This window comes from Chryseobacterium shigense (assembly GCF_014207845.1).
In the GTDB taxonomy this organism is placed as follows: Bacteria; Bacteroidota; Bacteroidia; order Flavobacteriales; family Weeksellaceae; genus Chryseobacterium; species Chryseobacterium shigense_A.
Genome location: NZ_JACHLC010000001.1, coordinates 741,705 through 767,000, shown reverse-complemented (window position 1 = coordinate 767,000; position 25,296 = coordinate 741,705). Strand labels below are relative to the sequence as shown.

Sequence of the window (25,296 nt, the reverse complement as noted above, 5' to 3'; positions counted from 1 at the left end):
ATTAATTACCGTCTGTATGAGTACTAATTTACTGTGGCAATGCAGGCGGCAACACCCTTTCCGGTTTTGTAGACAAAGTACGAAGAAATGCTTCCAGCTGGGTAATTTCTTCATCAGTGAGATCCAACAACCTTACAAAACCTGATTTTTCGGAAGTAAGCGTTATTCCCTGATGAACCGTTGACCGTTTTTGAGAATGTTCAGGATTTCCTCTGCTGTAAAACTGGATGACTTCCGTAAGTGTCGTCATAGAACCGTTATGCATCCACGGACCTGTTCTTGATACTTCACGCAGCCCGGGTACACGAAATTTTCCGGCATCTTCTGTTTTTTTGGTAACCAGATATCTTCCAAGATCTTCTTCTTTTGAACCTAATAAAGAAGTTCCCACATTTTCAAACCGGTTGTTGGAAAAATAACCGGAATTATGGCAGTTCATGCACTGGGCTTTGGTACGGAAAAGATGAAGTCCCATCAGCTCATCATCAGAATAAATGTCTGCTTTTCCGTCTATAAACTGATCAAATCTGGATGTTCCGCTTTTAATTGTTCTTTCAAAAGTGGCTATCGCTTTGGAAATCCGGTCTTTTGAAACTGTTCTATCTCCAAATGCTTTTTCAAATAATGCCTCATATCCTTTAATCTTAGCAATTTTCCCGGCAGCGAGATCAATGTGCCCGTTCATTTCTCTTTCATCCCTGATAGGCATTTCCGACTGGTCTTCAAGAGAGGCAGCCCTGCCATCCCAGAATAAGGAATGCGCATTGGATACATTCAGGATGCTCATTGCATTTCTTGTACCCAGCTGCCTGTCGTGCCCGAAAGAAAAAGTCCGGTTATCACACCATCCAAGCTCGGGATCATGGCAGGAGGCACATGCGATCTGATCGGATTTTGAAAGCCTCGGATCGTAAAAAAGTGTTTTTCCCAGCAATACTTTGTCTTCCGAATAAGGATTGTCCGGAGGAAACCGGGTTTCCGGCAAATGCCCTATTTCGGAAAAATAAGGCCGGGCTTCGGGATCCAGAATCGGTTTGGGCCATTTTGAAGGGTCTCCGGAAGAATATAATTTCCTCAGTTCAGCAAGGAATGAGGATTTTTCTCTGATCTCTCTTTGAGTACTGTTACTGAAACAGTTATTCAAAAGAGAAATGATAAGAAATGTAATTAATATCCAGCTCAGGACATTCTTCATGGATAGCAGGGTTTTGGCAAAAATAAGAAATCTGGCAGATACATTTCAAAATTGAAAAGAAGATAACGTTCTAAAGGTATTAAACCTGGAAATTCTTTTCTCAGGATTGTTGAGTTTCCCCATAAAGCTGGCTATAAAAATCTACCAGGTCATCAAGGGTAAAACCCCGGTTAAGGCCACTTGTATTAGGTAAAACCCAAACCCCGGAACCACAAAAATCTTCGGCCTGCCTGCCCCATGAAATTTCCTTTTTTTTGAAAAACGCTTTATAAGCTGCTTTACCAAGAAACACAATATATTTCGGTTGAAATTCTTTCATTTTTGCTGTGAAAACTTCAAGGGAATCATCAAATTCATTTTTTGAAAGTTCATCAGCACGGGAGGTTGCCCTTGCTACGGCAGTGGTGAGCCCATATCCAAAATTTAAAATATTTATATCGTTTACAGCCTCAATTTGGAAAGGCGTAAAACCTGCCTGATGAAGAACTTTCCAAAACCGGTTGCTCTTTCCTGAGAAATGGTGCCCGTCTTCAGCAGATTTTAAACCGGGATTAATTCCACAAAAGATAACCGTTAGATTTTTGGCAATAATGTCTTTTAACATGACTGGATATAAATGAAATTTCTGTATCAGCAAGATAGTATTTATTTTAACATATCTGTTAACCAGACCTATTCTCTCTGATTATCAATTAAAAAAAATATTAAAAAAAACAATTATGGCATAAATATTATTGTATATCATATAAATACACTGTGATGGAAAATATGTTACAAAATATAGATCTGATACACCGGTATTTATCTTTCAGTATAAAAAATCAGTTTCATCTGAATATTGATCTGGAAGGTGAATATACCTTTACACAGAATATTGTATCCAAAAAAAACATCATTGCCGCTACATTTACCAGTACAATACTTTCTTATCCTGAGTTGAAACTGTTTTTATCTGCTTTAATCACTGAAATCAATAACGGGAAATGTAGCATTGATTTTATCCGAGAAAGAATCAGGCATTTTGAGGGAACAGAACCCCATCCTGAAAGAAAGATTATTTGAATAAAAAAATCCCTACAAACAATGTAAGGATTTATATAATAAAGACGGCACTTTCAGTTCTGGTTTCTATTATTTCTGTAAATATTTAGCTACTTTTTCTTCCAGATCATCAAGGTTAAATGGTTTTGCCACATAATCATCAGCCTGTGCTTCTTCCGCCAGCCTAACGATGTCATTATTGGCCGTTACATAAATAACCGGAATTGACCGGAATTCTTCATGGCTTTTTAAAAGCTGGGTTGCCTGTACCCCTCCAATCTTTGGAATCCAGTTATCCATAAGAATAACATCCGGGTTAAATTTGGATACTTTGTCCAAAATATCATGAGATGTTTCCGAAATTTCAACCTGATACCCATTCTCCTCAAAAATGATGGTAATTACCTCCAGAATAGTTGTGTCATCATCAAAAATCAAAATCTTCTTTGTACTCATATTTTTTTCTATTTAAATCTTAGGGTTGTTATGATATTATAATTGATTGATATAATCTGCCAGATTATCCGGTTGAATGATCAGATCATGGGCTACTTCCTGCAGGGCATGTTTAGGCATATAATCTACTTCTGCCGTATCCGGTTCCTGTATCCATACTTTTCCTTTATTGGCTTTAATAAATCCAAGCCCCTCCACTCCATCGGCATTGGCTCCTGACAGCAGAACTCCCACTAGGTTTTCTCCATATACTTCGGAAGCAGATTTGAAAGTAACATCAATAGACGGCCTCGAATAATTCATTTTTTCCGAAAAATCCAGCGACATCATGGTTTTGTTTTCGAACAGCAGGTGATAATCTGCCGGGGCTACATATACTTTATTGTTCTGAACTTCAGTTTTATCATCAACCTCCACCACCTCAATGGAGATGAACTGCTGCAATAGCGTTTGCAGAATATTGGTTGAATATGCCTTACGGTGCAGCACCAGAACAACAGGAAAATCCAGCTCTGTTTTTAATTTTTTCAGCATTTCAAGAATGACCTGCAGGCTTCCCGCAGATCCTCCTATCACTACTAATTCTGTTTTTGTATCCTTTGCTTCCATGGTCAAAATTACATATGCTCCGCCTTCTTCCAGATTCGCTGATCTTCTACCTGATGATAATTCCTGTCCAGTTTGGAAAATCTGAGGGTTTCTTTTGCTCCCAGTGCCAGATAGCCCAGGTTTTCAAGGCTGTTATCAAAAAGTTGAAAGACGCGTTCCTGCAACGCTCGATCAAAATAAATCATTACATTTCTGCAGATAATCAGCTGGAAACTGTTGAAAGAACTGTCAGAAACCAGGTTATGGGTAGATAAAATCAGTTTTTCCTGCAAGCTCTTATCAAATCTTACACTGTCATAATTGGCTGTATAATAATCTGAGAAATCTTTTTTGCCTCCGGATAAGATATAATTCTCAGAATAGGTTTTCATCTGCTGCAACGGAAAAACTCCTGAACGGGCGGTTTCCAGCACGGATGGATTCAGATCTGTGCCGTATATCAGTGATTTATGGTACAGATTGGCTTCTTTAAGCAATATAGCTATTGAATAGGCTTCCTCGCCGGTAGAACAGCCTGCCACCCAGATCCTGATCAGCGGATAGGTTCCCAGCTGTGGCAGAATCTTTTCCCTGAGGGTTTTGAAAAAATGCGGATCGCGGAACATTTCTGTGACATTTACTGTTATTTCTTCTACAAAGCGTTTCAGATATTCCGGATCATTGATAATGGTATATCTAAGTTCTGCAAAGCTGGTAAACCTGTCAATCAGGCAGATGCGGTTTACCCGGCGTTTAAAGGACGCCCTGCTGTACTCAGAAAAATCATAGCCGTACATCTCATAAACATCTTTTATGAGGTATTCTACTTCTTCATCTTTTATAATGCTCGGCTCTAACATTTATGAAAGCTTTTCTATGGCAGCAATTAACTGGTCTACATCAATTGGTTTCGATACATAATCCTGTGCTCCGGCATCAAGGCATTTCTGGCGATCTTCCGGCATGGCCTGTGCTGTAACGGCAATTACGGGAATCTGACTGATAGACGGGGTATTTCTGATCATCTTTACAGCTTCATACCCATCCATTTCAGGCATCATCATATCCATCAGGACAATGTCTATCTGGTTTTCTTTTAATATCTGAAAGGCTACCTGAGCGTTTATGCAACTTTCAATCTGATATCCGCGGGATTTCAGTGTAAGCTTAAGTGCAAATATATTCCGTGGATCATCGTCCACAATTAAAATTTTCTTATTCATCATTTAACTTTCATATAACCAGACACGAAGCAGGGATAATAACTGATCGATATCCACAGGTTTCGAAATATAATCTGAAGCTCCTGCCACGATGCATTTTTCGCGGTCCCCGATCATGGATTTTGCAGTGATGGCAATAATCGGAAGCCTGGTAAAAGCGGGCATTTTCCGGATTTCTCTTATGGTTTCGTAGCCATCCATCTCAGGCATCATCATATCCATTAGGATAACGTCTATATCTTTATGTTCTTTTATCTGTTCCAGGGCATGTTTTCCGTCCATAGCAACTACTACTTCCACTTTGTATTTTTCCAGGGCTTTGGTCAAAGAGAAAATATTGCGGACGTCATCATCGGTAATCAGTATTTTTTTACCGCTCAGGACTTCGGTGAGAGATCCTAAAACTTTATTGCGTGCTGTTTCAACAGAATTATTTTTTTCTTCCACCAAATGTAAGAATAATCCTACCTCATCTAAAATCCTTTCATAAGAATGGGCAGTTTTTACCACAATGGAATCAGCGTATTGCTTGATTTTAAGCTCTTCTGATTTGGATAAACTGTGCTCTGTAAAAATAATAATGGGCAGGTTTTCCAATCCTTCATAACTTTTAATGGATTCAATCACCTGGTATTCATTAGCTTTTGAGGCTTCCAGGATGACACAGTCTACATGGGAAGTCAAAGCTTTTACACTGTCTTCCACATTATTTTCCACTGATAAAGAAATATTGAAGTTACTCAGATAATAGGCCAAAGCGCTGGCATGTTTTGCATTGTTCTCTACAATTAAAACTTTTTGCGGAGACTTTTGAAGGGCTTCTTCGATCTTCCTGAAAACATCGGTCATTTTATCGAGAGCCATCGGTTTATTAATAAAATCAATGGCACCTTTCATTAAGCTTTCTTTTTCCAGCTGCAGTACGGACATCATATGCACCGGAATATGCCGGGTTACAGCGTTTGATTTTAATTCATCCATCACCTGCCAGCCATCTTTCACAGGTAACTGAACATCAAGCAGAATAGCCTGCGGATGATACTGAACTGCTGCGGATAATGCATAGTCTCCTCTTACAACCACTACTCCTTTGTACCGGTTCATTCGGGCGTACTTAAGCAAAGCTTTTGCAAAGTGAATATCGTCTTCAACAATTAGAATTACTTTATCCTGTGCGGTAATTTCATCGCGGTCATCTTCTATGGCTTCAGGAATCGGTAATATTTCAACAGGAACATCTGGTGATTCTGTATCTTCCAATATATTCTGAATTTCTTCAACATCGCCACGGATAACGTCTACCAGATGCTGATCATTTTCAGGCTGAACTATTTCGGATACGGCAGTTACGGGAATAACCAAACTGAATTCACTGCCTTCGTTCACTTTACTTTTCAGGGTTAATTCTCCTCCAAGCAGTCTTGCAATTTCACGGCTTATGGACAGTCCTAAACCGGTTCCGCCAAATCTACGGCGTGTAGATCCGTCAGCCTGCTGGAATGCTTCAAAAATAATAGCCTGTTTTTCTTCCGGAATTCCTATTCCTGTATCTTTTACTGTGAAGATAATGAAACTGTTATTTTTAGGATCTTTCGTTATGTTCAGATTAATGCTTCCTTCTGTGGTAAATTTTAAAGCGTTGGATAAAAGGTTGCGGAGTACCTGGTCTACTCGAAGTCTGTCGGTTTCAATTGTTTTTTCAACATTCCCGTCTATATGTACATCAAATTTAATTTTCTTTTCCTGAATTACCGGATTGAAGAGGTTTTTCAGGTCTGTTACTACATCATTTATAATAACGTCCTGATATTCAAGGGACATTTTCCCTGATTCTATTTTGGCCAGATCCAGGATTTCATCAATAAGGGTAAGCAGGCTGCTTCCTGAACTTTGAATAACTTTTGCAGATTCTATCTGGTCTTCATTCAGATTTTCATCGGGATTTTCAGCCATTAATCTTGAAAGGAGAAGGATTGAATTTAATGGTGTTCTCAGCTCATGAGACATGTTGGCAAGGAACTCGGATTTATATTTTGTACTGAGAGCGAGTTCTTCCACTTTTTTCTGGATCTCACTGTTTCTTTCTGCAATGAGGTGATTTTTCTCTTCGAGCATTCTTGAACGTTCTTCCAGTTCGGCATTGGCCTGCATCAGCTCTTCCTGCTGTACTTTCAGTTCTTCTTCGGAGGCCTGCAGTTTTTGGGTTTGAGCTTCCAGTTCTGTATTCAGGTTTTCCAGCTCGGAATGCTGTACCTGCAGCTCTTCTGACTGGGCCTGGGTTTCTTCAAGTAACTGCTGTTCTTTTTCACGGCCTTTTGCTGCATTTAAAGCAATTCCTATGTTGCGGCTGCATTCGGCAAAATAACTAATTCTGTCTTCATCAAAGTCTGAGACAGATCCTAATTCGAATATCCCGATACAGTGACCGTCTGCATGAACCGGAACCAGAAGTATTCCGTTAATTTTTATTTTACTGCTTGCAAAGCTTACGGTGAAATCATCTTCATTGAGGTTATTGTAGGCCTGTATTTTCTCGCTGGTAAAAGCCTGACCAACCATTCCTTCGCCCGGTTCGAAAGTCTTTTTCATGGTGTTTTCCAGACCGAAAGCTGTACTTAGCTTAAGTATTCCTTCATCAAAAAGATATAAAGCGCCATTGATACATTTACCATAGCTTACAAGCTGGTTTAAAGATTCATCTGAAGCCTCTTTTACTGACTTGTTTCCTACCAGGGATTCATTGAGCAAAGCAAGTCCTTTCTGGCGCCAGTCACTTTTATTGATCTTATCGAAGGATTTTTTCAGTGAATCGGTCATATGATTGAGTGAATCTGCCAGATCACCGAGATCATCCTGTGAATTATCTACCGCTTTCTGGCTGTAATCACCATTGGCAACCCTGTTTGCAATCTCCCTGATAGCGCTTACACGTTTGCTTATCTCCAGGTCTTTTGCTCTTAGTTGTTTTTCCAAGTTTTCCCTTCGGATAAGATCTGCCCTCAGTTTGATATAAAAAAAGACGGTAACCACTACCGCAGCAATTGCCGAAACGATAATGAATATGACGGTTGTACCTGACGAACGGTTAAGGTCTCTGTTTTTGATTTCCAGCTGGCTTTCTTCGTACTGTACAAAATCCCGGACGATCCTGCGGCATTTGTCCATATAAGTTTTGCTCATCAGGATCTGCTCCTGCGTCATAACAATACCTTTCTTCCTGTTCTGAACAAACTGCTTTAAATTATCAACGTTATTTTTAACATTTTCTTCCAGGGCATGTAAACGCTCAAGCTGTTTTTTATCTGATATATCCAAAGCTTTTGCCCGTTCTATAGCCTGCCCATATTCGTTTAAGCTCCGGTTATAGGGTTCCAGAAAGGTTTCTCTTCCTGTAAGCTGATAACCTCTGTTTCCTGTTTCTGCATCCAGTAAGGCAACAAGAACATCTTTTACTGCTGTTATTGACCGCCGGCTTTTGGAGAGGCTTTCACGGTGGTCCATTTGCTTTTGTATGCTCACATAGGAAGCCACTGAACTAGCAATAAGGATCAGTAAAGATAAACCGACTCCAAACTGAAGGTTTCTGATTATTTTTTTCGGCATGAACGTTAGTTTAAAGGTAAGGTGAAATAGAATGTAGAGCCTTCGTCTATTTTACTGGATACTCCAATGGTTCCGTGGTGCTGCTTGATAATTTCCGAGCAGATAAACAGCCCGATTCCCATCCCCTGAAATTGCAGGGAGGATTCTTCCACACGGTAAAATTTACGGAAAACAGCGTCCTGCTTGAAGTCTGGGATTCCTATTCCGAAGTCAGTGACATTCACTTTTACTTCCTGTTTTTCTTCGTCTACAAAAGTGGTAACGATAACCTGATTATTCTGGGGAGAATATTTAATGGCATTGGTCAGGAAATTGATCAGAACCTGTTCTATGCGTATTTCATCCAAAGGAATAAGAATATCCGGTTTTATACCATGACGTTTTATTTTAACTTTATTTTCATCATGGGTCTGAATAATGGTTTCAACGGCATTGCTGATAACATTTTCAAGACTGGTCGGCTTCCTGTTGATTTTAAGCTTCCCGTTTTCTATTTTGGAAACATCTAGCAGATCGGTAATCAGGGTATTGAGTTTTTCTATCTGGTCCTGAACTTTAATCATAAAACCGGCTTCGGCACTTTGCTTATCCAGTTTTAGTTTGCGGTCCAGCAACTGAACATAGGCTTTTATGCTTGTTAAAGGTGTTTTCAGTTCGTGGCTGGCAATACTCAGGAATTCGTCTTTTTCTTTTTCAATTTTTTTCTGGTCATCAATATCGGTAAATGTTCCAATCCAGTTTTTTATTATATTCCCATCATTCACCGGTGTTACGCGCAGAAGATGATACCTGTATTCTCCTGAATCCACTTTTTTTATTCTGACCTCAAGCTCAAGGGCTCTGTTTCTTTTTCTGCAACGCTCGAATTCTTCCCTGATATTATGGTCATCAGGATGTACTTCTGGAAAATCCACATCCGTATCTGAATACTGATACCATTTGTAATTAACAAACTCTATGTTTCCATCTTCATTGAGTGTAAATGCAATCTGCGGCAATGATTCGAGCATTAACTGCAGATGATCGATCCGGGATTTCATGGTCACCTGGGATTCACGTCTGCCTTTGACTTCAAGTTCTAAACTCTGCTGGGTCTTTTTCATCGCCAGATTCTGCTCATGAAGATTATAGAATGTTTTAACTTTAAGCAGTAAAATTTCAGGGTCTACGGGTTTGGTAACATAGTCTTTTCCTCCTGAGGCATATCCACGGGTTATAAATTTCTTTTCGGTATTTACTGCGGATAAAAATATAATGGGAACTTCTTTTGTTTTGCTGTAGTCTGCTAATGTTTCCGCTACTTCGAATCCATCCATACCCGGCATCTGTACATCCAAAATAATCAGTGCATAATTATTTTTTATGGCTTTTCCTAATGCTTCTTCTCCGGAACCGGCTGTATCTACCTGAAAGTCTTTAGATTCCAGCAGTTTTTTCAGTGAGTAAAGATTGCTTTGGTTATCATCAACAATTAAGATCATAAGATGAATGAGTACTTGGGTTTGTTTATATTTAAGTACCGCCAAAAATACTCACAAAATTTCGAAAAACATTTATTTTTTTAATCATTTTACGCCTACATACCACACATATATAGTTATAAATCAATTTTTAAAAAAAATATTACCAAAAACTTATTATACTCAAAAAATTGTTCAATCCGTTAGTTAAATGATACTGAATTGTATATGACTTGTATATAAAAATGATCTAAGATTGTAAAAACACCAGCCACTCCATCAATAAGTCTCTGATATCTGCTAACGGAAACGTGCCGGGTTGTTCGTCTATTATAAATTCCGGGTAATGGATCTTCAGATCAATATGTTCCAGGACCATAGAGTCATAAGGGGTATTATCCGGAGTTTCCGTATTCTCCAGATAATGGTTTATTTCCTTTAAAAGATGCCGGGTACGGGATATATTCAAATAATTTAAAAACTGCAGCAGGTTATTTTTATCAACAATTCCATCTTTACGGATACAGGTATGCCCTATATTTCCATCAGCACTTACTTTTAGAAATTCCATTCCGTATTTATCTTTTATACTCATGTTTTACATTTTCTTCTCTTAAAATACAAAACTAAAAAGTTCATTCTACAATGTTTTTAAAACGTTTGCAGCGTTTTCATTTGCAGGATTTATCTTCAGTAATTTTTGATAGGTTTCTTTTGCTTTTTCCTTTTGTCCGGCCTTCATGTAAGCATCTCCCAGACTGTCATATGTATTTTCGCTCTGGGGATACAGCAATGTATTTAAGCGTAAAACATTAATGGCTCCTGTAAAATCTTTTCTGTTGAGTAACGAATAGCCTGCATCATTCAGATAGTTTTCGGAAAGAAGATAATGATTCTCATCTTTGATTTTTGCTTTTCTGTAAGCTTCCAGTCCTTCATCAAAATTTCCGTCAAGAATTATTTCCAAAGGAACTTTTTCTCTGTCGCTTTGCTTCGGCCCCTGCCTGATTTTACCATTGCGGAGAATCTGAGCTAATTCTGTTTTTCCTGTCCGGGTATTTTTTACCAGCTTAAGGTTGAAATCCCATTCCCGGAATGCATAAGTGTCTTCTCCTATTTTCATAAGTTCCATAGGACCTTCTGTATTATTGGCAGCCATCAGCTTTCCTTTTTCACGATAAATCTTAAAAAAGCCGTAAATATTATTGGTGTAGCTTCCTGTATTGCTAAAATCTTCATTATTCAGTGGTAAGACTTTATAAGCAGGAGGATTAAATGCAGGCCAGTGATAAACTTCTGCAACCGAACGTACCACCTCTTCTACAAAATCGGGTTTATTGGTATTTGTTAACACTACAATTCCGTCACCACTTGTTTTACTGGCTATGAATCTGCTCGAAAAGCCTTCATTCCAGCCACCGTGATTGAAATAAATCTGTCCTTCCCTGTTTTCCAGAAAAATACCCAATCCCATAAACGGATCAATGAAAGGAGTTGTAAATTCTTCAGCCGTTTTTTGCGAAATAATTGTGCTGCTTTTCCCGCTGAGGGTATTTTGAACATCAATTATAAATTTAGCCAGGTCTTCAGCGGTAGTCCATAAACCGGCAGGTGCCTGCTCGGGGTAGATATGATATTTCCCGGGAACCTTTATACCTTCCTGATTGTATGCTGTGGCGGCAAACCGGACCTGTGCTTCAGGTAAGGGTTGGGAAAAGGTACTGTTTTTCATGTTCAGTGGCATCAGTACTTTTTCATTCATAACAGTGGTGAAGTCTTTTCCTTCTATATCCATTAACATCTGCTGCATAACGCAATATCCACCGCCTGCATACCTGAAAGGGGTTCCGGGAAGTTTGTCAACTGTAATTACGGGAGTATTGGCTGGATTCTCTCCATTCAACACCTGAACCAGGGAAGGAAGAGGCTTATCAGTTTCATATCCGGGAAATCCGCTCATGGTAATTCCTGCTGTATGGCTCGCTATATGTTTAAGACTTACCTTTTTTTCTTTTGTAAATTTATTTTCGGGAATTTTCCAGGATTTCAGATAGGTATTCACATCAGCATCCGGGTTTATTTTTCCGGCCTCAACCTCCGCCAGTGCAGCATACATGCTTACCGGTTTGCTCATAGATGCAGCCTGAAACAGTGTTTGGGTATTCACCGGAATTTTAGATTCCACATCTGCGAAGCCATAAGTTTTGCTCCAAATGACTTTGGAATTTTTAATGACTGCAATGCTCACGCCCGGAATATTATAGTGTTTCATTCTGGATTCCATTGTCCAGAGAGGCTCTCCCTGAAAACGGACTGCAGGCATCAATCCTGCTTCTACTTTAGAAATATCATTGTTTATTTGTGACTGGGCTTGTGCAGATAAGGGGAGATAAGTAATTCCAACAATCAATGCAATATAAAAAGGAGCTTTGGCTTTCATTTTTATTTTTGAAATTTAGTTGTTCAAAAATAGATAAGTTTTGGCTGGAAACGGATAGATTTTTATGTTATTTTAAAAATTAACGGTAATTTTTTTGAAAACTTTAAAAGGCCAGTTCATAAACAAAAAAGCCTGCAATAAACTACATTTTGAGTATTTACTCTGCGGGCTGAAAGGGAGCTCTGTCAAATTCTTAATACCCTTTCTGAGTTTTTTAAATAATATTAAAAAATTGACTTACAACATATTATCATCTAATCAAAATTAATAAGTTATCCATTCTCGAAAAGAAGAATTCAAATTTGGTAATTTAAATATGCTTTCAATGTAATTGCTCTCGCACTGGACACATCCGTACATCATTCAAAAATAACATAATCATTATGATTATTATCCATTTTCAATCTGCTGTATTTTAACATAATATCATTTTTCCCAGTCACATGATTTTTTGCAATATATTTATGAATAGACTATTAACAAAAAACACATGAATGAAAATTAATTTTTTAAGACCCCAGTGCAATGTACTACAAAATGATATTGAAGAATATTTTTTTATCAGAGCATGAATCTGAGATTCCTTTAAGATACTGAACTTTTCCAGTAATTATTGTATTGTCTCAACAAGTCTGAAGAAAGGTGTCATACTACAAAACAATAAGAAACCAAAGATCGAAAAATTCTAAAAAGAGCGGACAGACAACTTATATAGCTGACTTAAAAAAACTTAATTATGAAAAATCTTTTACACGGAATACTTAACATTCCTCATCATCTTTATATGATGGATTCATTCAAAAATGATGAAGATTTTCTGATCGCTTTGATTCTGATGGGTGCACTATTTTTTCTTTTGGCACTCATTATTGGAGTTGTTTTGATTCTGATGTTCTTCCTTATCCTGTTTTTCCTGATCAGCGGAGGTATTATTTCTGCATCAGTTTTGGTGGGGATTCAGCAAAAATCTGTAAGCAAAGGGTTTAAAACTCTTTTTTTGTCTGTCTCCATATTAGGGACTACTATTGTTTCTGTTATTTTTTTCTATTTCATCAATTTAATACAGCATTGGTGGACAGCCGACATCTCAATTGTCGCAGGAATTATCTGCGGAGCACTTTCGGGCTGGCTTTTGGGACTTTTGATTTTTAAAGCATCAGGGAAGCTCGTAACATTTCTCAAAAATAAATACAATGACAGGATGAAAAGTAAATCCATTAATTAGAAATAAACTGGAATTTATAGTATGAAAAAATATCAATAAGATTACAAAACCCGAACACTTGTTTATAGAGCATTATTTTAATATAACCTCCCGTAATGCAGACTATAACGTGCATTAAAAAAGGAGACGTCCAAAAAATGGACGTCTCCTTAAGCGGAGAGTGAGGGATTCGAACCCCCGGACCTGTTACAGTCAACAGTTTTCAAGACTGCCGCAATCGACCACTCTGCCAACTCTCCTGAATAACGGATGTACCGTTGTTTTCAGTGGTGCAAATATAGAAGGATTTTACAGCTCTGCAAAATATTTATTCCACAAATTTTAACAAAGCTTAATAATGAGCTTAAAATCAGGGGAATTATTTTTCTACGCCTCTTTAACCTCTTCCCTATCTACTACAGCAATGAAACTGTTTTTCAAAAGATCTGACGGATATACAAACTGGTCTCCGTTTTCTCCCTTCACAACTATTGCGCCCTGTTCATCGTTCAGGCATTTGTCCAGCTGACTTTTCATTTCATTCAGCTTTCCATCGGCAACCTCGATGGTGTAGGTTCCTGTGATATGTTTGATTTTTATGACTTTTCTTTCCATATTTATTTTATAAAAACTTTTAATTTGGTTTAATACTTATACTCCTTTACTTTGATATCTCACATTCTGAGGCAGAGGCTTGGATAAGCTTTTATCTACCACCTTTTGCCTCATCATTGACTTCTTATTAAAGTGTCTTGAAATGTTCTGTGATAATTCAGTAAAATTATCTGTTCCATCTGCTTTTTGATGGTAGAAAATCTTTATGGATTTACAATTAGGATGTTCAAATAATGTATTTAATAATGTTCTATCTGATAAGCCACATGAATGTCCCATTATAAAAACCTGATAATCTTTTGTCTCTATCCAGTTCAGTAGTTTACGATAATTTGAGTTATTAAAATACATGAAGGACTTTATATTTTCCAAATATTTATTATCTCCCGTATTTTCTAATATTTTGTAATGATCATCCATTTCATCTCCAAAGCCAAAATTTATCGGATTGGTATCATCAGAAACATGGCCATGTATTTGTATTTGGGATGACAGCCCATATCCTCTAACTTTTTTACTATTTATAATAGATACATAATTATTCACATTTGATGTATAATTAAAATCAACAAATAGATTTTCAAAACATTTTTGATGATATATACTAACGCCTAAAAATAAATTATCAAAATCAATTAGTTCTTTTCTATAATCAGGAGCGAATTCCAAAAAAAAACTATTCTTAGAGTCTTTACCTAAATTCTTATACTCATAAGTAAATAGATCAGCAATTGAGTCTGAATCTTCATATGAATTTTTAAAAAAGTACTTCTGTTCAATCTCTTTATTAAGATAATAATCTAAAAGCTTTTTAATTTGAGAAAATTCAGCATTCAATTGGTTAATATCTCCTAATTGCGAAAATACACTATCCCCTTTCACCATTGAAGTTAATACCTGGTAATAAATATTTTCTATATCTACCCAATTTTCTACACTTTTAACAGTAATTAATTCAAAAAATTTATTTTTAAAAGAAAATACACATTTTGAAGAACTACGCTTATGGTATAAAGTAAAACTTTTATCACTATAGTTAGCAGAATTTACAAAATAATATGGATCTTTTCTGAAACTAAATCTTATATCTTCACAGAATTCATTATAATTATTATACGATTCATTGCCCCGAAAATGAATATGATCTATCTCAAATAAATCCTGAAACAAAGGATTGCTTTTAGTCTCACTAAAATTTTTCCATATATAATTCAGAAAAGAGGAATATGAAGTTGGTAATCCATGAGCAAGGTCGAAGCCATTGCCAATAATTACAAGTCTATTCATGTTTTTTTAGTTTTTCTCAAATGTAATTATAATTTACAGTTTAGCAAACTCCATTTTTTTTCTATATTTGTACAAAACACAGATACGCCTATGACTATGGAAAAGTTAAAAAATCAAAGAAAGCAGAAAGGCTTTACTCAGCAATATCTTGCTGATATCATTGCAACCGATGTATCCAACTACAGCCGTAAAGAAAACGGCGAGGTGAAGATTTATGATGATGAATGGGAAAAGCTGGCGGAGGCATTAGATATTAATGTAGAAGATATTAAAGAAGAGAAAACGGCAAATGTCGTACAGAACTTAACTTTTAATGACAGTAGTACAAATAATCAATCTGGAAATTATAACCAATATTGTAATATTCCAGAATATATACTGGAAAGCCAACAGGATTACATCAAGCTACTGAAAGAGCAGATAGAAGCCTTAAAAGAGGAAAATAAAAAGGGTAAGTCCAGAAAAGGATTGTAACAAGATAAATCATTATAACGAAAACTGCTTCCAAAGAAGCAGTTTTTTTGTTGGTTACTATGCTCTTAAAATTCATGTGCATCATTTCTTCAATTCATGCGCATAAATTCATCAAATCACCAGCATGAATTAAACCACTCATGCCTATCATTTTGTGAAAATAAATAATAGATTTCCAGAAGATATATTTATTATTTACTGTTTATTCAACAGATAAGTTCCGGTATTGGCCATTTCGTGAGAATTGTTGTTTTTGAGTTGCTTTTCGCAGAATTTTTGTATTGCTTTATTCTATCATTATTTAACACAAATATTTAGAAAAATGCCAATTACATTCAACATTATTCCAAGAAAGAATATCCAGAAACCGCAAGACCCGCAAAAATATTACGCAGACATCGTAGGAAACGGTAAAACCACTATGGACGATCTTGCCAAATATGCCGCCTCAGTATCCACCGTATCCAAAGGCGATGTGCTTGTAGTGCTGGAAACCATCTTCACCAAAATTGCAGATGATGTGGCAGATGGCAAAATAGTATACGTAGGAGAATATTTTACCCTGCAGGCCGGTGGTTCCAGTGAAGGAAAAGAAACGGCAGAGGAAGTAACCTCGGCAAGCATCAAGAGCGTAAAAGCCATCTTCCGTCCCGGCAGGCTGATTAAAAATGCGCTGAAACTGGCTGCTTTTCAGAAGAAGTAGTTTTTGTTTTTTAACGCAAAGTTTTTATTTTGATGCCTTATATTTTAAGGGGGCTAAGGGGCAATCAACTTTGTTGATTGAATGAAGCTGGTGGAAAAGGCTCGGGCTCAAACTTCGTTTGAGCCCGAGCCCTGTAAATAAAAAAGCGCGCCCAACGGGCGCGCTTTGTATGATGATAAGCTGAATATTAATGTAGTTCAGCAAGGTATTTTTCTGCATCCATAGCCGCCATACATCCGCTTCCTGCAGCAGTAATAGCCTGTCTGTAGATATGGTCCTGAACGTCTCCGGCAGCAAATACACCCGGAAGATTGGTTCTTGTAGATCCTTTTTCCGTAAGGATATATCCGTTTTCGTCAAGGTCAATCTGGCCTGTAAAGATATCAGTATTCGGTTTGTGCCCGATGGCGATGAAGATCCCTTCCACATCAACCGTAGATTTTTCCTGCGTTTGGTTATTGATGATCACGGCTCTTTCTACAAGACTGTTTTCACCTTCAATACCAATCAGCTCATGATTGAATTTCACTTCAATATTCGGAGTATTTTCTACCCTGTGGATCATAGCTTTAGAAGCTCTGAATACGTCTTTTCTTACCAGCATAGTTACTTTTCTGGTAAGCTTTGCAAGGTAAGTAGCTTCTTCCGCTGCTGTATCCCCCGCTCCTACTACCACTACATCTTTTCCTCTGTAGAAGAACCCGTCGCACGTAGCACATGCGGAAACACCGCCTCCTGCATATTTCTTTTCATCATCAAGGCCAAGATATTTTGCCGTAGCACCTGTAGAGATAATGACTGTTTTAGCGAAGATCTCCTTATTTCCTGCATATAGTTTGTGAACACCGCCAATTTCTTTAGAGAATTCCGCTTTGGTGATCATTTCGTAATGAACTTTGGTTTCGAATCTTTCTGCCTGCTTCTGCAGATCCATCATCATTTCAGGCCCTGTAATCCCAGCCGGATACCCCGGGAAGTTATCCACCTCAGTAGTTGTTGTTAATTGCCCGCCCGGCTCCAAACCAGTATACAGTTCAGGTTTCAGGTCTGCTCTTGCTGCATATATTGCTGCTGTGAAACCAGAAGGTCCGGATCCAACGATGACACAATCTAAAATATTTTGCTCCATAAATTTGCTTGTTCAAAAAGATTTTTATTCAGTGCGCTAATTTCGCAATTTTTAATGTTTTATTAAAGTATTTTTGATGATACTTGTCAATATCAGATATGTGAATTGTCAATTGTGGGGATGCGTTACGAGGTACGGGATGCGTGATGCTTGTTTCGAGATAGATAATGGAAACGGAAACCGGCTAATCCCATATTAATAACCTTTCATTTCACTCTCCCACTCTTTCGTTCTCAAACCCTCTTACTCTCCCACTCTCAAACTCATTACACTTTCATCTTAATCTTATCCACATTGATGATCTTGTATACCAGTTCCTTAATCAGTTCCGCTTCGCTCATATTTACAGCTCCTAGTCCTTTTCCTTTCATGTCAAATTCCCTTAAAATAGAGATAACTCTTGTGGCATGTTTCAGAGGATAAAGCCTTGCACTTTCCGCATAGTCTTTCAGGAAATACGGATTGACCCCCATCTGTGAAGCAATAGCCTGCTGAGGCTGTCCCGCCATAGTCTGGTAAATAATGACATTGGAGAAATAGCTGTAAAGATTGGCCAGCATCATTACAAAAGGATTATTCTTTGGATTTTTACCCATAAAATGGGCAATTCTGAAGGCTGTATCCGCATTTTTAGTTCCCAAAGCTTTCTGCAGCTCAAACACATTATATTCTTTACTGATCCCGATGTGGTTTTCCACAATAGTTCCGTCCAGTATTTCGCCTTCTTTAAGGATGATCTTCAATTTATTCAGCTCATTGGCAATTCTGGAGAGGTCGTTTCCGAGATATTCAGCAAGCAGATGGGAAATATTCGGGGCTGTTTTTATTTTCAGCAGGGCGCATTCATCGGCAATCCATTTGGGAAGATTGGTATCCCGTACGGACTCGCTTAAAAAAAGTGCCTTTGCTTTATCCAGAGCTTTTGTAGCTTTTTTCCGGCTGTCCAGCTTTTTGTGCTTATGGGCAAAAACCAATACAGTAGAAGGAACGGGATTTTCAACATAGGTTTCCAAAACCCTGTTTTCTTCTTCATTGAATTTCAAATCCTGGGCTTCCTTTACAATAATTACCTGCTTATCACCCATCATCGGGAACTGCCTTGCCAGGGAAAGGATTTCCTGATAAGAAGTATCTTTTCCATATACCACGGTCTGGTTAAAGGCTTTTTCATCTTCTTCCAGAAAGTCGTGTTCAAGTGCTTTTACAGCAGCATCAATAAAGTAAGGTTCTTCTCCGTGGAAAAAATAAATAGGTAAAACTTCTTTATTTTTAATATTTTTGAGGATTAAATCTAATTCTTTCATCTTATTAATGGAACTTCCAAAACTGAATTTTCAGGAAACTTTTGATTTTAAATTCAAGAAAGACAAAGATAAGTTTTTTATTTATGACTTGGTCCGCAAAACTTACCTTCTCCTTACCCCCGAAGAATGGGTAAGACAGCATTGGATACATTATTATCTTACCGTAAAAGCCTATTCCCCATCAGCACTTATCACTGAAAAAAAGATCCTTCTAAATGGCCTTACCAAAAGAATAGATCTGCTGATTACCGAAAAAACAGAACCCATTATCCTGATTGAATGTAAAGCGCCACAGGTTAAACTTACAGAGAAAACTTTTGAGCAGACGGCAAGGTACAATTCTATTATTGGCGCGAAAGAGATCATCCTGACTAATGGCTTGCAGCATATCAATGCGTATTACGAAAACGAACAGTATCAGTTTTATAAACCGGAGTAAATATTTTAACCACAAAAGTTACAAAAGCTTTTTTGATACCTAAGTTAAATGCCTGTGGATAAGAAGTACACTTAAGTTTTTATAAAAATCAAAGATTTTTATTGATGAAATTTTAAAGCTATTAAAAAATCTGCCCAATCTGCTTAATCTGCGAGTAAACACTGAACCATTAAGATTGATCAGGTATTTAAGAAGACTAAGTGAATTTTGCTGAAAAATTTTTAGATTTTATCTTAACTGCCCTTATCTTCTTTATCTATATTAATATTTCATAAAATAGAAAAGTATCCTTTTCAAACATTAATTTTTAGCATTAAATTGCCTGAGAAAAATAATAATTTAAATACGTTTAAAATACCTATGGAAATTAAGAATATCATCTTCGATTTTGGCGGTGTATTAATGGACTGGAATCCGAGATATTTTTTTAAAGATTATTTCAATGATGATGAAAAAATGGAATACTTTCTTCAACACATTGCACAGACCGAATGGAACGAGGAACAGGACCGCGGAAGAAGCCTTGCGGAAGGTACGGAAATTCAGGTGAAAAAATTCCCTGAATGGGAAAAGGAACTCAGAGCCTATTACGATAACTGGACTGTGATGCTGAAAAGTGATATCCCGCACAATGTAGAAGTCTTAAAGCGTTTAGGAAAAACCGATTATCAATTATTCGGGTTAACCAACTGGTCTGAGGAAACTTTCCCCTATGCTCTGGAAAATTATGATTTCTTCCAGCTTTTTAATGGGAAAATTGTGGTTTCAGGAACAGAAAAAATGATCAAACCGGATCCGAAAATATGGCATGTCCTGTTGGAAAGATACAACCTGCAGGCGAATGAATCTGTTTTTATTGATGACAATCCTAAGAATATTGAAATGGCCAATTCATTAGGCTTCAATACTATTAAAGTTGATCCGGATACTGATCTGGAAAAAGAGCTGGCAGGTCTGGGAATTCAACTTGAATAAAACTTTGGTTTATACATTATTCATCCTCATCTGAGTTATTTTCTGTAATTTAGATGAGGATTTTTATTTGATTCTCCATAATCCAAACCTGTTTAACAATCTACTAAATTACAAAATATGATACGTAACGTTCTATTAACAGCATGCGTTATAAGTGCAGGAACACTTTTCGGACAAAAGCTGAAAACAGTTTCCTACCAGGACGGTTCACAGAAACTGAATGGTCTGGTAACATCCAATGCCGGGAAAAAGCTTCCGGGTGTTCTGATTCTTCCTGCATGGAAAGGTATAGATGATGAAGCTAAAACTGCCGCTGCCGAGCTTGAAAAGCAGGGATACATTGCTTTTATTGCTGATATTTACGGTGAAGGAAATATTCCTGCCGATAATGCTGCTGCCGGTAAATCTGCCGGATATTACAAGCAGAATTATGATGCTTATCAGAAGCGGATTTCTCTTGCTTTAGACCAGTTGAAAAAGAATGGCGCTGTTGCTGATAAAATTGCAGTAATCGGGTATTGTTTTGGTGGTACAGGTGCTCTGGAATCTGCAAGGGGAAGCCTGCCGGTTGTGGGAGCGGTTTCCATTCACGGAAGCATCGGAAAGGACCAGACCAGAAAAAACGGTCCTATTTCTACGAAGATCTTAGTTGAGAATCCTGCTGATGACAAAGGAGTAACTCCTGAAGATTACAATAACCTGATTAAAGAAATGAATGAAGGAAATGCTGACTGGCAGATTATTACCTATGCTCATTCAAAACATACTTTCACCGATCCGAAATCGCCTGACTATAATGAAATAATGGCCAAAAGAGCCTGGAATCATACGCTGATGTTCCTGAAAGAAATTTTGAAATAATTTTTTAATGTAGTAATGTATCAATCTAACAGTGTAACAATGTTTTAAGAATTGGTATATTGGTACATTGCTACACTGTTAGATTGTTACATTTATTAAGCTTCTTCCCTGTTTACAAGTTCCATTGAAAATGCAGGAAGACAGATGGCAATATATTCGCAGGATTCTGAAAACGGGTTGCTGTAACGTACTCTTGCTCCTTTTTCTATTAAAATACTCTGTCGTTTTTCGAGAATAATGGTTTCCCCGTCTATTTCAAATTGCTTTTTCCCTGAAATGATAATGGTAAATTCATCAAAATCCGGAGTCTGGTGAGGCTCGCTCCAATCCGGCGGTGCTACCATGTGGGCAATGGAGACATTTGAGTTTCCCGTAGAGTTTCCCCAGTGTTCTTCAATTAATTTTCCATCTGTAGTAGGAACTACAAACGGTGATTTTTGAATTTTATATTTTTTCATGAATGGTTTTCTTTTTTTATTTCGTAAACAAAATTGGTTCTTGTAGGCTCAGCATAATAAGCCACTTCTTCTTCCGCGATCTTTTGTCCGCCAATTCTTTCCATAGCAATCTGTGAACGGAGGTTTTCTTTTCCTATGTGGAAATGTACCTTATCTACGAACTGGAAGATATAATCAAGCATTATTTTTTTGACCTGCGGATTGATGCCTTTTCCCCATGATTTTGTTCCGTAGAACGTATAACCGATAAAAATACGGTTCTCATTTTCATCGAAATTATAGAAACGGGTACTTCCCAAAACATCACCGGACGATTTTTCAATAATTTTAAAGGCTCCTTCACTTTCCATTGCTCCCTTAAAGAAGGATTCAAAAACTTCTCTTTTATAGCGGTCGGGATTGGGATGCTGTTCCCAAACTCTGGGATCGGAAGCCACTTCATATAAAGATTCAAAATCCCCTTGCTGTAAGGGGATTAATTTATATTCCTGATTTTCTAAAACAGGCTGAATTGAAAATTTCATTGTTTAGCTTTTTGCTTTTGCAGCGTCAGACTCTATTTTCTTAATTTCTTTCAATTTATCTGAAATCTTCATAACGGCGTCCAGTTTTGCAGGTTTTAAAGTAACTTCTGCCTGAGCCATATCCCATTTTATCACCAGGTTTCCTGAATTTTCATCCATCGGGTTTAAGGTAATTTCAAACCACTCCTGCTTGTCTGCCAGTTTGTTCACCGGTACGGTTACATCTACCACATCCTGTTTCGGATCATAGGTATAAGCGCCCCACTGCTGGAAGTCTTTGTTTAAGATTACTTTCCATTCTGTTTCTGTAGGAACGATGAACAGTCCGTAAGTTCCTGCCGGAACCATTTTTCCTCCGAAATTAACAGCCTGTCCGAATGTAATTTTGGTAGATGAGTTCGCTCCTGCTCTCCAAACCTGTCCGTAAGGAACCAATTCTCCGAATATTTTACGTCCTTTCACTCCTGGTCTTCCGTAATCGATGGTAATTTTAGACATTGAAAACTGCTGTTCCACCTTCTGACGCGGACTTACTGCCGGTACTGAATAATCCTGGGCAAAACTTAGAGCCGAAGCTGATATGCAAAGTGCTAATAGTAACTTTTTCACGTGTAAATTTTTGCCTAAATTTACAAAAATCAAAACAAAATAGCCTTTTCTAATTCCAATAATTTTTGCTTTCTCCAGATTCCTCCCGCATAGCCTACCAGTTCTCCGTTTGAACCAATGACACGGTGGCAGGGTATCAGAATGGCAATTTTATTGATTCCGTTTGCTGTTCCCACTGCGCGTATTGCCTTGGGATTTCCTAAAAGTTCCGACTGTTTTTTATAGGTTCTTGTTTCTCCCATAGGAATTTCGCACAAAAGCTGCCATACTTTTTCCTGAAACTCTGTTCCGGTGGTATACAAAGGGACATTGAAGACCTGTCTTTTTCCTTCAAAATATTCTTTTAATTCTGTTTCCAGCTGGGTGAAATGTTTGTGATCTCTTTCTTCAAATCCAGAATTTAAAGCTTTTGATAAAGAAGTAAACTGCTTTTCAAAGTTTTTACGATCTGTAAATTCAAGGAGGCAGATTCCTTCCTCAACGGCACAGGCTACCATTTCTCCCAGTGGAGTCTGTATTGTTTTTCGGTAAATAAGTTCCATAGACTTAAAATTAGTAAATATCTGGAATCTTCACTCAAAAAACTCAGATATTAACTATAATATTTTCTGCCTGACGGATATGTCTTGCATTATGATAAATCACAAAACGGAAAGTATCTCCTAATTTCAGCTTGACCAACTTTGTAATGCTAATGTTGGTTTTTACAGTATTGACATTAACATTTTCTGCTTTTCCGAGCAATTCTGTCATTTGTTCCTGCTGTCTTATAAATTCGTGAACTATATTTTTATTTAGCCGGCTGTTTACGGGATTCATGCTTTTAAAAGCTTTCATTTTGTTTAGTTTTTCCTTTGGGCGCATGCTTTCAGTAAAATAATTCCCTATAATTCCAGGTTTGAATACTGCTACAGGAGATGTTTTTGCGGCAGAAATTCTTTGACTGATCTCCGGAATGTAAAAATTCCCGTAACGGTTAAGATGTTCGAGACATTCAAGAATACTCCAGCTGTCCTGAGAAAGTCTGAAATTGAGTTTTTCATCCGGTTGTTTCAGAAGGCTTTCTGCATACTGCATGTGTTCCTGGGTTAATATTTTCAGTTCATTAAGTAATTGTGATGTAGAAATTTCCATTGATCATTTTTATACAAATTTCGGGATCAACTTTTTCTTAAATGTTGACTGAAATCAAGATTTTTTGAGTCTTGACAATGTTTCCGGAGACATTCTGAGGTAATTGGCAATATATTTATTCGGGACTTCCTGAAATAACTTAGGACTTCTTTTCAATACTCTTTCGAAACGTTCTTTAGGGGAATTAATGAGCAAATCTTTTTCTCTCTCCATCTGCTGAAGCACCAAATCTTCCAGAAGACTGTTCCAGAATTTAAGATTCTCTTCACCTGATACAATGAATGCATAAAAATCTTTTTTTGACGCTATTCTCACACTTGTTTTCTTAATTGCCTGCATATAAAGATCTGAAGGTTTACCCGACAGAAAAGAGTCTAGGGAAACAATAATATTTCCAGTATATCCGAAACGAATAATTCTTTCTTCATCATCATCCATCATAAAAATCCGGATGCTGCCATTTTCGACAAAATAAATATCAGTATTCGTACTTCCTGAAATTTTCAGAAATTCATTTCTTCTGAATTCTTTCTTTTGCCAGTAAAGTCCACTATTTAGCAGTTTCTGAATCATTTAATATGAATGTTTGCTGTTCCAAAGATAATAGGTAATTTTAGATTTCAAAACTTTAACCGTTAATCACATTATGATGTTCAAAAAAGTAAGTTTTATTTTTCTATTTTCTATCGGTCTTTCGGTAAATGCACAACAGGCTGTTCCCTTTAGAATTACCAAACATAATAATATTATTGTAAAAACACTTGTGAATAAAAAGGATTCCCTGGATCTGATGTTCCAGATCGCTATGGAGGATGCCTCAATTTCCCCGGAAAGACAGCGTAAGGCGGATCATATTGTTTTCAATAATGAGGAAGTAAGCGAGAAAAATACAGTGCAGATCGGAAAATTAACCGTAAATAATGTGCGTTTTTTTGACAATGAAATTACCGGACATGAAGCTGACGGAAAAATCGGGACGGGAATTTTTAAGGGAAAAGCATTTAAAATTGATTATGATAATAGTCAATTTCTTATTTACGATAAAATGCCGGACCTGAAGGACTATGAATCAACACCTTTATTTTCAGAAAACGGGCAGTTTTATATTGTTGCGGATAACGTTATCGATGGTAAACAGGAGGAGGTTTATTTTCTTTTACAGTCAGGATATTCTGGCGGAATTCTTTACAGCAACCAATTTGCAGATGAAAAGGAATTAGGCAAAAAGTTAAATTTAACCGGTGAAAGAACATTAAAAAATTCTGCAGGAAAAAGCATTGTAACCCAACAGGGAATTTTGCCTTTTTTAAAGTTAGGAAATACTGTATTGAAAGGTGTTACAGCCGGATTTTTTGCCGGAGATCTGAAAACTCAGAAATCAAATTATTTCGGAGCTGATTTACTGAGAAGATTTAACTGGATTTTTGATGTGGAAAGAAAAACGGCATATTTTAAACCGAGTACGTATTTTTCTGAGGCTTATTACAAGATGAATTAATATACAAAAAGCTCCTTGTCTTTTTTCAATGTAAAACAATCAAATATGTCAAAACAGATGTTTTTTCATATTTTTA

28 protein-coding genes and 1 tRNA gene are annotated in these 25,296 nt (G+C 37.2%); 8 read left to right on the top strand and 21 right to left on the bottom strand.

Annotation, left to right across the window (positions count from 1 at the left end; translation table 11 throughout):
• Positions 1–28: 28 nt before the first annotated feature.
• Both HNP36_RS03425 and mug read right to left on the bottom strand, forming a co-directional pair.
• Positions 29–1,195 carry a cytochrome-c peroxidase gene (locus tag HNP36_RS03425; protein ID WP_184160398.1) on the bottom strand — a complete coding sequence of 389 codons (1,167 nt, stop codon included), beginning with the start codon at positions 1,193–1,195 and terminating at the stop codon, positions 29–31.
• Between the two features lie 100 nt (positions 1,196–1,295).
• Positions 1,296–1,799 (bottom strand): G/U mismatch-specific DNA glycosylase, encoded by a 504-nt coding sequence (gene mug / locus HNP36_RS03420; protein WP_184160400.1) that lies wholly within the window; start codon positions 1,797–1,799, stop codon positions 1,296–1,298.
• A gap of 164 nt (positions 1,800–1,963) precedes the next feature.
• Between mug and HNP36_RS03415 the strand changes: the two genes are divergently transcribed.
• Complete coding sequence (locus HNP36_RS03415) at positions 1,964–2,257, top strand: hypothetical protein (RefSeq protein ID WP_184160402.1); 294 nt, start codon at positions 1,964–1,966, stop codon at positions 2,255–2,257.
• A 69-nt stretch (positions 2,258–2,326) separates the two neighbouring features.
• On the opposite strand, the gene HNP36_RS03410 is transcribed toward HNP36_RS03415, so the two are convergent.
• The 8 genes from HNP36_RS03410 to HNP36_RS03375 form a co-directional block, all read right to left on the bottom strand.
• Positions 2,327–2,692 (bottom strand): response regulator, encoded by a 366-nt coding sequence (locus HNP36_RS03410; RefSeq protein WP_184160404.1) that lies wholly within the window; start codon positions 2,690–2,692, stop codon positions 2,327–2,329.
• Between the two features lie 36 nt (positions 2,693–2,728).
• Entirely contained in the window at positions 2,729–3,301 is a 573-nt protein-coding gene (locus tag HNP36_RS03405) for a chemotaxis protein CheB (RefSeq protein ID WP_184160406.1), read from the bottom strand.
• Between the two features lie 8 nt (positions 3,302–3,309).
• The gene (locus tag HNP36_RS03400; protein WP_184160408.1) at positions 3,310–4,140 is read right to left on the bottom strand and encodes a CheR family methyltransferase; all 831 of its coding nucleotides are present in this window, start codon (positions 4,138–4,140) and stop codon (positions 3,310–3,312) included.
• Entirely contained in the window at positions 4,141–4,506 is a 366-nt protein-coding gene (locus tag HNP36_RS03395; protein ID WP_184160410.1) for a response regulator, read from the bottom strand. It lies immediately after the preceding gene.
• Entirely contained in the window at positions 4,507–8,106 is a 3,600-nt protein-coding gene (locus tag HNP36_RS03390) for a response regulator (RefSeq protein WP_184160412.1), read from the bottom strand.
• A gap of 5 nt (positions 8,107–8,111) precedes the next feature.
• Positions 8,112–9,587, bottom strand: a complete 1,476-nt coding sequence (locus HNP36_RS03385) for a response regulator (RefSeq protein WP_184160414.1) — start codon at positions 9,585–9,587, stop codon at positions 8,112–8,114.
• Between the two features lie 229 nt (positions 9,588–9,816).
• On the bottom strand, positions 9,817–10,161 hold the full coding sequence (locus tag HNP36_RS03380) for a hypothetical protein (protein ID WP_184160416.1): 345 nt from the start codon (positions 10,159–10,161) through the stop codon (positions 9,817–9,819).
• A 45-nt stretch (positions 10,162–10,206) separates the two neighbouring features.
• On the bottom strand, positions 10,207–12,006 hold the full coding sequence (locus tag HNP36_RS03375; protein WP_184160418.1) for a serine hydrolase: 1,800 nt from the start codon (positions 12,004–12,006) through the stop codon (positions 10,207–10,209).
• A 736-nt stretch (positions 12,007–12,742) separates the two neighbouring features.
• Between HNP36_RS03375 and HNP36_RS03370 the strand changes: the two genes are divergently transcribed.
• On the top strand, positions 12,743–13,231 hold the full coding sequence (locus HNP36_RS03370; protein WP_184160420.1) for a hypothetical protein: 489 nt from the start codon (positions 12,743–12,745) through the stop codon (positions 13,229–13,231).
• 154 nt (positions 13,232–13,385) lie between these two features.
• On the opposite strand, the gene HNP36_RS03365 is transcribed toward HNP36_RS03370, so the two are convergent.
• The 3 genes from HNP36_RS03365 to HNP36_RS03355 all read right to left on the bottom strand — a co-directional run bounded on the left by HNP36_RS03365 (position 13,386) and on the right by HNP36_RS03355 (position 15,112).
• Positions 13,386–13,470: transfer RNA gene (locus tag HNP36_RS03365), tRNA-Ser, on the bottom strand.
• 127 nt (positions 13,471–13,597) lie between these two features.
• Positions 13,598–13,825 (bottom strand): glyceraldehyde-3-phosphate dehydrogenase, encoded by a 228-nt coding sequence (locus tag HNP36_RS03360; RefSeq protein WP_184160422.1) that lies wholly within the window; start codon positions 13,823–13,825, stop codon positions 13,598–13,600.
• 36 nt (positions 13,826–13,861) lie between these two features.
• Positions 13,862–15,112 (bottom strand): AbiH family protein, encoded by a 1,251-nt coding sequence (locus tag HNP36_RS03355; protein ID WP_184160424.1) that lies wholly within the window; start codon positions 15,110–15,112, stop codon positions 13,862–13,864.
• A gap of 96 nt (positions 15,113–15,208) precedes the next feature.
• On the opposite strand from HNP36_RS03355, the gene HNP36_RS03350 reads away from it, so the two are divergent.
• Positions 15,209–15,586 carry a helix-turn-helix transcriptional regulator gene (locus tag HNP36_RS03350; RefSeq protein ID WP_317168943.1) on the top strand — a complete coding sequence of 126 codons (378 nt, stop codon included), beginning with the start codon at positions 15,209–15,211 and terminating at the stop codon, positions 15,584–15,586.
• A 322-nt stretch (positions 15,587–15,908) separates the two neighbouring features.
• The gene (locus tag HNP36_RS03345; protein ID WP_184160428.1) at positions 15,909–16,289 is read left to right on the top strand and encodes a DNA-binding protein; all 381 of its coding nucleotides are present in this window, start codon (positions 15,909–15,911) and stop codon (positions 16,287–16,289) included.
• A gap of 187 nt (positions 16,290–16,476) precedes the next feature.
• Here HNP36_RS03345 and trxB read toward each other — a convergent pair whose 3' ends face one another.
• Together trxB and holA are read right to left on the bottom strand one after the other, a co-directional pair.
• The gene (gene trxB / locus HNP36_RS03340; RefSeq protein ID WP_184160430.1) at positions 16,477–17,418 is read right to left on the bottom strand and encodes a thioredoxin-disulfide reductase; all 942 of its coding nucleotides are present in this window, start codon (positions 17,416–17,418) and stop codon (positions 16,477–16,479) included.
• A 266-nt stretch (positions 17,419–17,684) separates the two neighbouring features.
• A complete protein-coding gene (gene holA / locus HNP36_RS03335) occupies positions 17,685–18,722 on the bottom strand; it encodes a DNA polymerase III subunit delta (RefSeq protein ID WP_184160432.1) in 1,038 nt (345 codons plus the stop codon).
• Positions 18,723–18,729: 7 nt separating this feature from the next.
• Here holA and HNP36_RS03330 point away from each other — a divergent pair, with 7 nt between their 5' ends.
• The 3 genes from HNP36_RS03330 to HNP36_RS03320 all read left to right on the top strand — a co-directional run bounded on the left by HNP36_RS03330 (position 18,730) and on the right by HNP36_RS03320 (position 20,997).
• Positions 18,730–19,161, top strand: a complete 432-nt coding sequence (locus tag HNP36_RS03330; RefSeq protein ID WP_184160434.1) for a type I restriction enzyme HsdR N-terminal domain-containing protein — start codon at positions 18,730–18,732, stop codon at positions 19,159–19,161.
• 360 nt (positions 19,162–19,521) lie between these two features.
• Complete coding sequence (locus HNP36_RS03325) at positions 19,522–20,136, top strand: HAD family hydrolase (protein WP_184160436.1); 615 nt, start codon at positions 19,522–19,524, stop codon at positions 20,134–20,136.
• 117 nt (positions 20,137–20,253) lie between these two features.
• Positions 20,254–20,997 (top strand): dienelactone hydrolase family protein, encoded by a 744-nt coding sequence (locus HNP36_RS03320; protein WP_184160438.1) that lies wholly within the window; start codon positions 20,254–20,256, stop codon positions 20,995–20,997.
• Positions 20,998–21,092: 95 nt separating this feature from the next.
• On the opposite strand, the gene HNP36_RS03315 is transcribed toward HNP36_RS03320, so the two are convergent.
• From HNP36_RS03315 to HNP36_RS03290, 6 genes are read right to left on the bottom strand one after another with little or no spacing between them, the layout of a single operon-like run.
• Positions 21,093–21,455, bottom strand: a complete 363-nt coding sequence (locus HNP36_RS03315) for a cupin domain-containing protein (RefSeq protein ID WP_184160440.1) — start codon at positions 21,453–21,455, stop codon at positions 21,093–21,095.
• The gene (locus HNP36_RS03310; protein ID WP_184160442.1) at positions 21,452–21,979 is read right to left on the bottom strand and encodes a GNAT family N-acetyltransferase; all 528 of its coding nucleotides are present in this window, start codon (positions 21,977–21,979) and stop codon (positions 21,452–21,454) included. The genes HNP36_RS03315 and HNP36_RS03310 overlap by 4 nt, the downstream gene beginning before the upstream one ends.
• Before the next feature lie 3 nt (positions 21,980–21,982).
• Positions 21,983–22,588, bottom strand: coding sequence for a DUF2911 domain-containing protein (locus HNP36_RS03305; protein WP_184160444.1), 606 nt, complete (start codon positions 22,586–22,588; stop codon positions 21,983–21,985).
• Positions 22,589–22,617: 29 nt separating this feature from the next.
• Positions 22,618–23,130: a methylated-DNA--[protein]-cysteine S-methyltransferase gene (locus tag HNP36_RS03300; protein WP_184160446.1), complete on the bottom strand. Its 513-nt coding sequence runs from the start codon at positions 23,128–23,130 to the stop codon at positions 22,618–22,620.
• A 43-nt stretch (positions 23,131–23,173) separates the two neighbouring features.
• A complete protein-coding gene (locus HNP36_RS03295) occupies positions 23,174–23,722 on the bottom strand; it encodes a DinB family protein (protein ID WP_184160449.1) in 549 nt (182 codons plus the stop codon).
• 54 nt (positions 23,723–23,776) lie between these two features.
• The gene (locus HNP36_RS03290; protein ID WP_184160451.1) at positions 23,777–24,295 is read right to left on the bottom strand and encodes a Crp/Fnr family transcriptional regulator; all 519 of its coding nucleotides are present in this window, start codon (positions 24,293–24,295) and stop codon (positions 23,777–23,779) included.
• Positions 24,296–24,368: 73 nt separating this feature from the next.
• Here HNP36_RS03290 and HNP36_RS03285 point away from each other — a divergent pair, with 73 nt between their 5' ends.
• The gene (locus tag HNP36_RS03285; RefSeq protein ID WP_228456234.1) at positions 24,369–25,220 is read left to right on the top strand and encodes a hypothetical protein; all 852 of its coding nucleotides are present in this window, start codon (positions 24,369–24,371) and stop codon (positions 25,218–25,220) included.
• The last annotated feature ends 76 nt before the right edge of the window (positions 25,221–25,296 follow it).